Raw genomic sequence first — 12,957 nt, forward strand, 5'->3', positions numbered from 1 at the left:
TTCTATTGATTTATCATGATGTAATGAAGTTGAATGGCATTTTCATTGAGCTGCCACAATGCATCTGTATAGCTACTTTTCAGCGAGATCGCCTGATTGATTAAAGTGACAAATTCGAGATAGTCAATTGCTCCATTGGAAAACTGCTTCTGTGCTGTTTCAAAAACTATTGTTGCATTTTTGAGTCCCTCGGATTCATATTGATTGACAATAGCAAGACTGGTCTGATAGCGTTGAGAAAATTCTTGGGCTCGTCTTTCAAGCGCAGATTGTGCATTTTGCAATTCATCGCTGGCAATGGCTTCAGCCAGGCGCATCGTTTCGATCCGGGCACGCTGTCCGCTCGAAAATACCGGTATGGAGAGCCCTAACTGCACCGAATGAAATCTTGGACTCGCTTCGTAAATTCTGTTATCAGGCCCTGCACCTTTAAAACTATTCAGATTGTAGCCTAGCAGTAATTGGGGAAGCAGCCTGGATTTTTCCACTGCAGTCGCCTGAGCTGCGATTATCTTTTCTTGTTCCAGTACTTTGAGTAAAGGATGATCGACTACCGATGACTGAACGAAAATAGTCTTTTCCACTTGGATAGGGCTGTAGGCTTCTGGTGTATTTAGCAACCATTGAAATTGGAGGTGAAAGACTTTTAGTTCATCAGCCACCTGTCTCAATTGGATTGTGATTGCTGCCTTTTGATTTGCCGCTGTTGCGCTTTCTAAGGCATTACTTTCTCCTGCTTTTTTACGTAGTATAGTTTTGTCAAGGAAGCCGCTATAAAGGGACAATGCCTCGTTTAAAAGTATTTCCTTTTGCTGCCAATACAAGATGTTATAGTAGGTTAGACTGACAGCCTTTTTCAGCTCAAACTCTTTGAGAGTGACATTGAGCTGGCTTTTTTTCCATTCTTCGGTATAGCGTGCGCGTTGCCTTCTGTAGACAGCAGGAAATCCAAAACGTTGACTGACACTGATTTTTGTATCTTGATAGGCGCTATTGATCTGCCCGTAATCCAAGCTTAGGTCCGTTTGAGGAACATCAGCAGTGGATGTCGCTATCATTGCCTTTGCATAGGCTACACGCAGTTTTTCAATTTTTATGTTTCGGTTGTTTTGGAGCGCAAGTTCAATAGACTGATCTAAAGTGATCTTGGTCTGTGCTGTGGATTTTTCTGTTGCAAAAACAACAAAGGCTATCACAAGCGGTACAATTTGCTTTCCTTTTAATTTACGCGTTTTAAATCCGCTTTCCATCGTTACGAAAAGCAGTGGAAGCACAAATAAAGTTAATAGTGTCGCAATAAGGAGACCACCGATAACCACAGTTGCTAAAGGGCGTTGTACTTCAGCTCCAGCTCCGTTGCTCAGCGCCATTGGAATAAATCCCAGTGAGGCCACCGATGCGGTCATTAAAACAGGACGTAACCGATTTTCTCCACCATCAACGACAATACGCACAATATTACGGATGCCGCTTTTTCGAAGTCGGTTAAATTCAGATATCAATACGATTCCATTGAGCACAGCGACCCCGAAAAGCGCAATAAATCCAACTCCGGCACTAATGCTAAAAGGCATTCCCCGCAGCGCCAGTAAGAACACGCCACCGATAATTGATAATGGTATAGCTGTATAGATCAATAAGCTTTCTCTAACAGATTTAAATGCAAGGAATAAGAGTATAAAAATTAGCGCTAACGCAATAGGTACAGCAATCAACAGGCGCTGTTTGGCGTTATTGAGGTTTTCAAAAGAGCCGCCATATTTGATGGAGTATCCAGTTGGAAGTTTGATTTCTTTTTCAATCTTAGCTTGTAGGTCATGAACGATACTTTGTACATCTCGACCGTTGATATTAAATCCGACAACAATCCGCCGTTGCGCATTTTCCCGTTGGATCTGGTTAGGGCCCTGTACAATCTCTACACGGGCCAATTGGGACAATGGAATTTGGTTTCCCATGGGAGTAGGTATTAAAAGGTTACGGATATCAGTAATGTTATTTCGGTCTCTGGCGGCAAGCCGTACGACCATGTCGAATCGTTTCTCACCCTCGAATACCAGACCTGTTCGCTGTCCAGCAAAGGCAGCATTGATGGTTCTGTTCACTTCAGCAATCGAGAGGTGATACTGCGCTATGATGGGGCGATTATAGGATATGACAACTTGCGGAAGCCCAGCAATCGGTTCGATGTAAAGATTCTGGGTTCCCTGGACTGTTTCGATAATTTTACCTATTTTTTGAGCATGTAAAGTTAGGGAATCCAGGTTGTCTCCAAATATTTTGAGGACAACATCCTGACGTGCCCCCGTCATCAACTCATTGAACCGCATTTGGACGGGGTACTGAAAACCCGCGGTAATACCGGGGACATCTTTCAATGCTTCGCTCATTTTTGTAGCAAGTTCAGGAAACGTATGTGCCGAAGTCCATTGCTTCTTGTCTTTTAAAATAACCATCATATCCGATGCCTCCATGGGCATAGGATCGGTTGGCACCTCGCCACTGCCAATTTTGGTGACTACTTTTTCTACTTCCGGAAATCTGCTCTTTAAGACATGGGCAGCTTTCTGGGTGCTTTCAATGGTCGTCGTCAGGTTGCTTCCCGGGAGTACGCGGGTATCCACCGCAAAATCACCTTCCTCCAGTGAAGGGATAAATTCACCACCTAGCTGACTGAGTACCACTACAGCTCCTATAAAAAGTAAAATCACCAGTGTAAAAATTGTCTTTGGAATTCGCAGTACTTTGAGTAGTGTGTGTAGATAAAACTTTTCCAGTCTTTTCATCAGCTTATCCGAAATCGAAGGTCTGTTACTTTTTGACCGAAGTAGGAATGAGCTCATCATCGGAATATAGGTGAGCGATAGAAGGAATGCACCCAATAGCGCAAAAGCAACCGTTTCGGCCATAGGCTTGAACATTTTGCCTTCGATTCCTTGCAACGTTAAGATTGGAAGGTAAACGATCAGAATAATGATCTGTCCAAAGACAGCACTGTTCATCATGCGACCGGCTGATGCTGTTACCAAATCGTCCATTTCAGAAGCGGGCACTTTGAATAGGGCTTTGAATCGTTGCTGTTGCATAAGCTGATGCATGACGGATTCAACAATAATGACTGCCCCATCAATGATTAATCCGAAATCCAGTGCACCAAGACTCATTAGGTTACCACTCACCCCAAAAAGGTTCATCATACAGATTGCAAAAAGCATGGCTAGCGGAATGACGGAAGCTACGAGCAATCCGGCGCGTATGTTGCCCAAAAAGAGGACCAGCACTAAGACCACAATAAGTGCGCCTTCCAAAAGATTTATCTGCACGGTGCTGATGGCATTATTGACCATTTTGGTACGGTCTAGAAATGGCTCTATGACGACTCCTTTGGGTAGGGTTTTTCGGATTTCCTCTACCTTGGCCTTTACATCCGCAATCACTTGGCTGCTGTTGGCTCCTTTAAGCATCATGACGACGGCTCCAGCCACCTCACCATTGTCATTGTAGGTCATGGCACCATATCGCGTTGCAAAGCCCGTGCGGACATCGGCTACATCCCGAATGAAAATTGGTAAGTTATTTTGCTTCCCTGTGATCGCAATATTCTGAATGTCTTCAATCGTGCCAACCAATCCTTCACTTCGGATGTAAAGCACTGTCGGTCCTTTTTCGATGTAAGCACCGCCGGTATTCTGATTGTTGGTGTTGAGGGCATCAAAGACGTCGTTAATGGTAATCCCATAAGCATTTAGCCTGTCGGGGTTTACAGCGATCTCATACTGTTTAAGTTTACCGCCAAAACTGCTGACTTCGGCTACACCTTTAACACCCAGCAGCTGCCTTCTGACAATCCAGTCCTGGATTGTACGGAGCTCAGTCACATTATATTTACCCTCATATCCATGCCCCGGGCGAATAACATATTGGTATATTTCGCCAAGACCTGTTGAAATCGGACCTAACTGCGGAGAACCTATACCAGGTGGGATTTCCTGTTGCGCCTGTTGGAGACGCTCAGCTACCTGTTGCCTCGCCCAATAGATATCGATATTGTCATCAAAAACAAGGGTTACCAAGGATAAGCCAAATCGCGAAAAACTCCGGATTTCCTGTAATCCACCAATATTACTGTTGGCCTGTTCGATTGGAAAAGTAACGAGCCTTTCAATATCTGTTGCTCCAAAGGATGGAGCTATTGTAATGACCTGCACTTGATTGTTGGTAATATCGGGCACGGCATCAATAGGCAATTTCGTCACCTGATAAGCACCTACACCGATCAAAGCCAACATCAACAGCACGACAATGAGTTTGTTCTTTACAGAGAACTCAATAATTTTCGTAAGCATATCAATTTGATTCTGTTAAATCGTAAGTTTTGACAAAGACATGAATGAACAGCAATATATTGACATTGAAAAATGCTTCCGTATTTCCAATACAGAAATTATAGGCATTTACTGTCAAGAAAGATGCTGAACTGCGGACGTCTTTATCCTAATAAAAAGAGGAATATATTAACAGAATTTTGGCGGTTGCCAGATGGAACTAAGAAATGTATCGTCTATAAACCGATCGTTATGGATTGGAGTAGTGGTATGCTGCTTCGGTTGGGAGCTATTGTGCATTTCCACTTCTATAGTGGGAGGGCAAACAAAAACAGCATAGTATGAAGCTGTATGCATTATGAATGGGAGCTTCTGATCTTCTTCAAAGTCGTCATCATGTGGATGGTTTTCCAGGTGATCCCCATTATAGTGAATCTTTAGAAATTCGAAGACAGATAGCTGTGGATTTTTCGCCTTATGCTCAAAATAATGCTCAATCAACAATGGAAACCGCAACAACTGCGCAATTTCTGTTGCAGAGGCGATATAGATCGTCAAAAAGCATATAGCAAGCATTTTTTTCATCCTATACAAAGTTATTAAAAAATAGTATTGAATTTGTTTTGCCATCAAATATTTTCTTGAATTTTATTTTCTACTCAAGCTTTATTACTCAGTAACTAGTTTAATTAGGAGGGCACCAGTAAGCTATAATTCAACTTAAATCTTTTTTATTAAAAAACCATTTGATTAACACGGTTGTTTTGTTCATATATTTTAAATTTCTCTAGCATATTATGGCCTTATGCACAACCAAAGATATCCTAAAAACGAAAACACTTTTCACTTCGTAGCTGATCAAAATTATAGGCTGATAGCTGATATGATTAAGGATGATTTCTTTCGGGTGCTCCTTAAGGCTAAATTGATCAGTTATGCGGAGATGGCCATATTAACTTTATTTGATAATAATCGAAATTTTGTCGGTACATACTTCCACGATGCTAAAGGAAATGTCAGTGTAGACAAAGTGTTCCTGGATTATATGTTTGATGATGGTATTCATTCAGAGCTTTCAGATCTGAAGAATGAGCGATGTTTGTTGCGTAATTCCGTGGTTTTCCAAGAATATAACATTATGTACTACTTGGAAATACCACTAAAAAATCCAGATGGAAAGACGGTTGGTTTTTTAAGCGTTATGGATAGCAATGTTAGAGACATTGATGATAATCAACATACGCTCTTATCATTATTATGCCTCGAAGTGCTTGAACTGCTCTACGATAGGAATAGCCGTTTTAATCTAAGCAGTGAATTGGCATATGTAAAATCCACAATAGACATGACGAGTAAAGTGGCTAGGGTAGGTGGCTGGGAGTATGATTTAATAGAACACTCAATCAATTGGTCTGAAATGACTAGAACTATCCATGGCGTTTCTATGGATTATAATCCTACTGTCGAAACAGCAATTGATTTTTACAAGGATCCGCAACATAGAATGAAAATTGTTAGGGCTATGAATGACGCTATTTTTACTGGAACACCTTGGGATCTGGAATTGGAGATTGAAACATATCAAGGCCAAAGACTATGGGTTAGAGTCCTTGGAAATGCAGCGTTTGATAATGGGAAATGCGTTCGACTATATGGGACTTTTCAGGATGTTGATAAGCGAAAGCGTTCTGAGGAGGATTCGATGCAGTCAAAAAAACTGCTTGAAGATGTATTAAACGCTACAACTCCAGTAGGCATTATTGCAACTGATTCAGAAGGGTTGATAACACTTTTTAATCGGGGAGCTGAAAACCTTTTAGGATATCGCAGTGAGGAAGTTATCGGAAAAATTAGCCCAACATTATTTCATAGTAGCAATGAAATAAAAGGACGCGCCAATGAATTGGAAATTGAACTGGGCTATCCTGTTAGTGAATTTAGGGTATTTGTTGAGAATGCGGAACGTTATGGATCAGAGCAGCGAGAATGGATATATGTAAAAAAGGATTTGACCCAACTTTATGTATCTGTAGCTGTTACGGCAATTCGGGATATTTCGGACCAGATTATAGGTTATCTTTGCATAGCCACCGATATCACGAAGAGTGTTTTGCAGCGTGAAGAATTAAAAAAAGCTAAAAAACTTGCTGACCAGGGAAGTGAAGCAAAATCTGAATTTTTGGCTAATATGAGTCATGAAATTCGCACACCTCTTAATGGAATTATTGGTTTTACGGATTTAATGAGTCGTACAAAACTTGATGTTACACAAAAAGAGTATCTATCTATCATCGATCAGTCCGCTAATCTTCTCTTGGGAGTTATCAATGATATACTTGACTTTTCTAAAATTGAAGCAGGGAAATTAGAACTTTTAGTTGAGAAAAGTGATTTATACGAAATGCTTGCTCAGTTAACGAGTTTGATCGATCCTCAATTAAAAATCAAAAAGTTAGATTTTAAGTTGAGCTTATCTGAATCGTTACCGCATTATATTTGGGTTGATACTCTTCGATTAAAACAAGTGCTCATGAATCTACTAAGCAACGCGTTAAAATTTACTGAGAAGGGAAAGATTGAGCTTCTTGCTGATGTACTTTCTACCGACAGCAGCACCACAACGCTACGCTTTAGTGTTACTGATACCGGGATGGGTATTAAACCAGACAGACAGGAAAAAATATTTGAAGCATTTTCGCAGGAAGACGCTTCAATAAGCAAAACGTTTGGAGGAACTGGACTTGGACTTAGTATTTCAAATCAGTTGCTAAAAATGATGAGTAGTCAACTAAAATTAGAAAGTGAATATGGGGAAGGGAGCAAATTTTATTTCGAAATAACCATAAGATCCTTAAAAGGTGAGGTATATGAGTGGAAACTTTTGGAGTCCTTACATATGCTGATTGTGGCTCGGGAAGATACCGACAGAGCTAATACTGCATTAATGTTAAATATGAAGAAAGTTAATGTGTCTTTAGCTGATAACGGATTTGAAGTTCTCCAATTATTAGCCAAAGGACATCGGTATGATATGATTATTATTGATCATGATCTGCCTGTAATGAACGGTATGGATACAATAAAAAAAATTAGAGAAAAACTAATCTACAATGATACTGAACAGCCGATTGTTTTAATGTTATCTACCGTAGAAAGCCATGCCGCTGATAGTATTAACAGTGAATTCACTCCTTCTATTAATAAACCCTTTAAGATCGATCAGTTATATTCTGTGTTGGTTGGCGTATTAAAACAGCATGTTAAATCAGTCAGATCCAAAGATGAAGAAACCATTTTCTTGGAGTCAAAACACAAAATATTAATTATAGAAGACAATAAATTCAATATGTTACTCACCCATACTATTGTGCAGAATCTTCTTCCTAATGCTGAGATCATAGAGGCTTCCGATGGTGTGAAGGGGTATGAATTATTTAAGGAACATGCGCCAGATTTGGTATTCATGGACATTCAAATGCCTAAGATGAATGGTTATGAATTAAGCAAATTAATCAGAGAAAATGAGGACCAAGAAAATCGTACACCGATTATAGCATTGACTGCGAGTAATATTAAAGGTGAGAAAGAAAGGTGTATTGCGTCTGGCATGGACGATTTTGCGGTGACACCCTTTGTTAAGAAAACGTTGACGGAGCTATTGTACAAATGGTTGCCACGATACTAAAAAAGTTTATCCATAATACGCATATTCATATATTTGCTAGACATGAGCCAACTTCTGATCAACGATATAAAGCAAACAATCGATGTTTCCGAAAAGGAAATAGAACACATTATGACATTCTTCGTTAGCGATACGTTTAAAAAGAAAGATTTCATTATACGAGAGAACGATAAAGTGGAACATATGTACTTTATTTTATCGGGACTTGTAAAACTTTCGGTTATGGATAATCACGCTAATGAGCACATTATATCATTTGCTATGGATGCCTGGTGGGAAACTGATTACCATGCATTCTATACCCAAACTAGAGCTTCGCAATCGTTAAGATGTATTGAAAATACCAGAGTTTTAAAACTTTCGTACGGGGGATACCATCGATTGCTGCAAGAAGTTCCCAAAATGACTCATTTTTTTCTAAACAAGGCTGTAAGAGGCCATATTTCCAGCCAGCACCGGATTCTTTCTCTCATGACCTTATCTGCACAAGGAAAATACGAGCATTTCCTTAAATATTATCCTCTACTGCTACAGCGGATTCCCAAGACTACGCTGGCACTTTATCTTGGAGTTTCAAGGGAAACGTTAAGCCGATTTTTTCGGAGCCCAAGTTATTGTGATTAATGTCACACAAAACATGCATTCATTTCGACGAACTTTGAACTTTCTTTAACTAAAATAAATAACATGGAAAAGAGAGTTATCAACCCTTGGCAGTGGCAGGATGCTAGAGACTATGTGCAAGCTGTAGAAGTTAAAAATGCACGGAGCACGCTGTATGTTTCAGGACAGACAGCAATCGACGATGATGGAATTTCTAGCGACGCCGATATGAGAACCCAGATATTGATGGCGCTAGAAAATCTTGAAAAAGTCATTTTTCAGTCTCAATTTGAAATAAAGAATATTGTTCGACTTAATGTTTACACAACCGAACAGGAAGAGTTATTTAAAAATTTCGATGTTCTTCAGCTCTGGATTAAAAAGCACCAATTACAGCAGGCAACCACCGTTATGGAAGTTAACAAACTTTTTGAGACACTCAAGATTGAATTCGAAGCAACAGTTGTCAAATAAAATTATTTCGCCCAGCAATTAGCGCTAATTCTGGGCGGAAAGGATTTATAAGGGATCATTAATGGATGATTTTTCCGTGTTTCATTGATATTGTAATTTTTAACATTCCTTTTTAACTCACTGTAATACGGCTATAAAAATTATTCATAAAATAACCTTTATACGTACCAAAACATTTTAGATCGTTTGATGTTATTTGGAAGATTACAAACGACCCTATTATGAAAATAGTCCTTTCATCGATTTCTCTGATTTTTTTTTCATTAGCGCTGTTGACAAGTTGTTCATCCTTAATCAATACTGTTCAGGTACAGACCTTGACTAAGAATTATTGCATGCCAAATGTTACCTATCAATCCATTCCAGTGCAACAAATTTCTAATTCTGATAGTCTACAACTTGTAAAGCATTTCTCTCCACATAATTTTGTTCTGATTAAATACCTCAACCTATCACGCTCAAGTACTAGATTATGTAAATAGTGATGATGATTCTGCAAGAAAACTTGTTGCCAAACAGATGATGACTGAAAAATATATCTTGTTTGAGTCCGAATTGAATGCCATTGCAGCGGAACTTGATTGTAATGGCGAACGTATTGATAAGCTCGCGAACTACATAGATGGTCTTAATGCAAAGAGTCAGACTCGACTTACCGTAGCTTCCATCCTTTTAGGTGCAGTTACGCCTGTAACCGCAACGACAGTAAACAACAAGGAGCTCAATAATGGACTTAGCATTGCAGGAGGTCTGGGTACAGCTGCCTTAGGATTTATGACATTAAATCCTAAAGGGAAAAAGATCCGGATGACCCTGCAGCGTAATATGCTCGAAAGTATATGGTATCAAAATAATAACGCACAGATTTATCCAAGTTCCATTTGGGGCATTATATCTGAGAAGAATTTTAGTAATTCTAAAAATCTCTCTTTAATCGAGACAACTCGCCAACGTTGGTTGCAGTATGGCCTGGATGATCAGCAGGAAAGTTCATTGGAGGAACTCTACTTTAGAGATGGCGGGGTGTTTGCAGCTGAGGAGCTTCATGATCTGGCGAATATGCACAATGAACTGCAGGCGACCATTCGATCAATTCAACAGGATATACGAAGTCTTATGCTAAGCATAACGTCGCTAAATTAATTTTTATTAATTTTATATCGAAATATTCATTCAACACGATTATAGATGTGCTCATCTACTATATTTATTTTTTTAAATTTTTAAAATTTCGGTTCTTTGCTCAGCCTCGTCCTAATCGTGACGCAGTGAAATTAAGCAGCCGTTAGACAATAGTATATGATCTTATTTTGAGGAAAGCCTAATGAAAATATTCTGGAAAATCGTTCAATGGTTGGTGCTTGCGGGATTTGTTGCTGTTGTCGTTTTTATAATGAATAGCTATCGCTATCTAATCTATGCCTTTATAATTACTTCGTTGTTCTATTTTCTATTAAGAGATATAATTGCCCGCAAATTAAGCAATTCAGACATTAATAGGAAGGTGCGGTATGAGATCAACGGAAAGCCCGTTAGCATGTCAATAAGCAAGCTCAGTGCCTTTGTCACTTTGTTATTCATTATTTATGCCCTAATCGTAACGGTCTTTGCAGTAAGTCCGTATTTGGATCGGAAAGAATTTAGGATGACTCATCCAAGTTGGACTGCAGTAACCCCAGTCATTCGAGATCTAACAAGTAATATACAACGTGGGAGGACCAAATACGTTTATATCGATTTGGAATACCAATTTACTGCAAACGGTAGCTCGTATGAACAAAAAGTTAAAAAGGCTGAAAAGCGATTTTCATATTTTCCAATTTGGGGTGATCGGAGTTTTGAAAATATGCGTGTGGAATTGTTAAATAGGGCGAATCAGAAAGATAAAGCAAAAGAAACTTTATTGTTTTATGACCCACACAACCCCAATCAGCAGCGTTTTTTTTTAGCAAACGATGCCTTTTACCCACAGGGCGCATGGCTGTACGATCTGTTGTTTGTATTCTCGATTATACTGTTAATTATTATATGTATTTCGATGGCTTTTAGCTTAAAAAAATAATTTCGGCATGAAAAAGACCACCAGGGGAAATGTAGTTCTCTAATTTATATTAAATATTAACACCGAAAAGATAACCTACACCGGCAGAAAGGGCCATAGCTATTGTTCCCCAGACTGTTATGCGTATTATCGCTTTCTTTATACTTGACCCGCCCGTTTTAGCAGCTATAGCACCCAAAAGGATCAAAAAGAAGATTGTAAATCCATAAAGCCAATATTCCATTCCAGTAACGGGGGCAAAAAGAATAACCAATAAAGGCAAAATACCTCCAACTGTAAACGAAGCTCCTGATGCAAGTGCAGCCTGTATGGGCTTTGCCTGACTAATTTCATTTATGCCAAGTTCGTCTCGGATATGCGTAGCCAATGCATCTTTTTCTGTAAGTTCAATCGCAACCTGCATGGCAGTTTCTTTTTTTAATCCGCGCCGCTCGTAGATCTGGGCAAGAATCTGCAACTCCTCTTCAGGCATTTCCTGCAACTCTTTTTTTTCTCGCTCGATGTCGGCCATCTCGGTATCTGTCTGCGAGCTTACCGACACATATTCACCTGCGGCCATTGATAAAGCACCCGCAACAAGCCCAGCAACTGTTGCCAGTACAATCGGATCTCGCGCAACACTGGCGGTAGCTACACCAATGGCCAAACTGGAAATAGAAATAATACCATCATTAGCACCTAGAACAGCAGCCCTGAGCCAGTTACTACGGTGGATGTAATGATTGTCGAGATAATTATCAATTGTTATCATACATTATTATATTGGATGCCCAGCTCCATTTTAGCTTTCCGGTTCAATAATTGGATCTATTTCTTATAAATATACTGAATTAAAAACACTCAATTGTATTTTCGGTCAACATTTAAAACAGTAATGAGCCAACCATTTTATAGTATTCGATGTTATTAGACAGGCATACGTGTTAGAATTATTTTCTCAAACAGGTATTCGTAAAGTAAGGTAAAAATAAAGTCACGATATATGTATTTCAATATTATATTTCGCACAACATAATTTTATTTGTAAATTTGATTTACAAATCGAGGTTTTAAACAAAGTAAAAATCACTAAATATAAAAAACATGAAAGTACTATTTGTAGTTACCTCCCATGATGATTTGGGAAATACAGGACATAAAACAGGATTTTGGGTGGAAGAATTTGCTGCACCTTATTATTCTTTTAAGGATGCTGGGTTTGAAATAACTGTGGCCACTCCAAAGGGCGGACAAGCTCCAGTCGATCCAAATAGTGAGGTTCCGGATGCGCAGACAGCGGCTACCGAGCGATACTATAAAGATAAGGAAGTACAGGGCATTATTGCGAATACACAAAAATTGAGTGACCAAAAAGCTGGCGATTTTGATGCTGTATTTTATCCTGGAGGTCATGGACCGCTTTGGGATTTGGCAAATGATAGCGATTCTCAACAGTTGATACTTGATTTTTACAATAGCAAAAAACCTGTAGGAGCAGTTTGTCACGCTCCTGGAGTATTTAAAAATGTAAAATTCGAGAATGGTGAACCATTTGTTAAAGGTAAAAACGTAACTGGGTTTTCTAATAGCGAAGAAGCTGCTGTTAAACTGACAGAGGTTGTGCCGTTTCTTGTAGAAGATGAGTTGAAAAAATCGGGCGGTCATTATACCAAAACAGATGACTGGGGTGTGCATGTAGTGGAAGATGGTCTTCTTATCACTGGACAGAATCCAGCATCGTCAGAAGCTGTGGCGGAGAAATTAATTACACTCCTTAAAAGATAATTTATAGACTATGTAAAAGGCAGTTTGTACTGCCTTTTATAATT

The 12,957-nt window shown here is 39.3% G+C and carries 9 protein-coding genes; 6 read left to right on the forward strand and 3 right to left on the reverse strand.

Annotated elements, in window-relative coordinates; translation table 11 throughout:
* Positions 1-2: 2 nt before the first annotated feature.
* Both B3139_RS11905 and B3139_RS11910 read right to left on the reverse strand, forming a co-directional pair.
* Positions 3-4,346 carry a CusA/CzcA family heavy metal efflux RND transporter gene (locus tag B3139_RS11905; RefSeq protein WP_293883314.1) on the reverse strand — a complete coding sequence of 1,448 codons (4,344 nt, stop codon included), beginning with the start codon at positions 4,344-4,346 and terminating at the stop codon, positions 3-5.
* A gap of 168 nt (positions 4,347-4,514) precedes the next feature.
* Complete coding sequence (locus B3139_RS11910; RefSeq protein ID WP_293883316.1) at positions 4,515-4,910, reverse strand: hypothetical protein; 396 nt, start codon at positions 4,908-4,910, stop codon at positions 4,515-4,517.
* 220 nt (positions 4,911-5,130) lie between these two features.
* On the opposite strand from B3139_RS11910, the gene B3139_RS11915 reads away from it, so the two are divergent.
* The 5 genes from B3139_RS11915 (at position 5,131) to B3139_RS11935 (ending at position 11,149) form a co-directional block, all read left to right on the forward strand.
* Complete coding sequence (locus B3139_RS11915; RefSeq protein ID WP_293883318.1) at positions 5,131-8,010, forward strand: PAS domain-containing hybrid sensor histidine kinase/response regulator; 2,880 nt, start codon at positions 5,131-5,133, stop codon at positions 8,008-8,010.
* A 42-nt stretch (positions 8,011-8,052) separates the two neighbouring features.
* Positions 8,053-8,634 (forward strand): Crp/Fnr family transcriptional regulator, encoded by a 582-nt coding sequence (locus B3139_RS11920; protein WP_293883320.1) that lies wholly within the window; start codon positions 8,053-8,055, stop codon positions 8,632-8,634.
* A 63-nt stretch (positions 8,635-8,697) separates the two neighbouring features.
* The gene (locus tag B3139_RS11925; RefSeq protein ID WP_293883322.1) at positions 8,698-9,087 is read left to right on the forward strand and encodes a RidA family protein; all 390 of its coding nucleotides are present in this window, start codon (positions 8,698-8,700) and stop codon (positions 9,085-9,087) included.
* A 519-nt stretch (positions 9,088-9,606) separates the two neighbouring features.
* Positions 9,607-10,230 (forward strand): hypothetical protein, encoded by a 624-nt coding sequence (locus B3139_RS11930; protein ID WP_293883324.1) that lies wholly within the window; start codon positions 9,607-9,609, stop codon positions 10,228-10,230.
* Between the two features lie 181 nt (positions 10,231-10,411).
* Positions 10,412-11,149 (forward strand): hypothetical protein, encoded by a 738-nt coding sequence (locus tag B3139_RS11935; protein ID WP_293883326.1) that lies wholly within the window; start codon positions 10,412-10,414, stop codon positions 11,147-11,149.
* A 49-nt stretch (positions 11,150-11,198) separates the two neighbouring features.
* Here the strand turns inward: B3139_RS11935 and B3139_RS11940 are convergent, their stop codons facing one another.
* Positions 11,199-11,900: a VIT1/CCC1 transporter family protein gene (locus B3139_RS11940; protein WP_293883328.1), complete on the reverse strand. Its 702-nt coding sequence runs from the start codon at positions 11,898-11,900 to the stop codon at positions 11,199-11,201.
* A 332-nt stretch (positions 11,901-12,232) separates the two neighbouring features.
* On the opposite strand from B3139_RS11940, the gene B3139_RS11945 reads away from it, so the two are divergent.
* Positions 12,233-12,913, forward strand: a complete 681-nt coding sequence (locus B3139_RS11945; protein ID WP_293883330.1) for a type 1 glutamine amidotransferase domain-containing protein — start codon at positions 12,233-12,235, stop codon at positions 12,911-12,913.
* Positions 12,914-12,957 lie beyond the last annotated feature (44 nt).

The organism is Sphingobacterium sp. UBA1498, assembly GCF_002325125.1.
Lineage (GTDB): Bacteria > Bacteroidota > Bacteroidia > Sphingobacteriales > Sphingobacteriaceae > Sphingobacterium.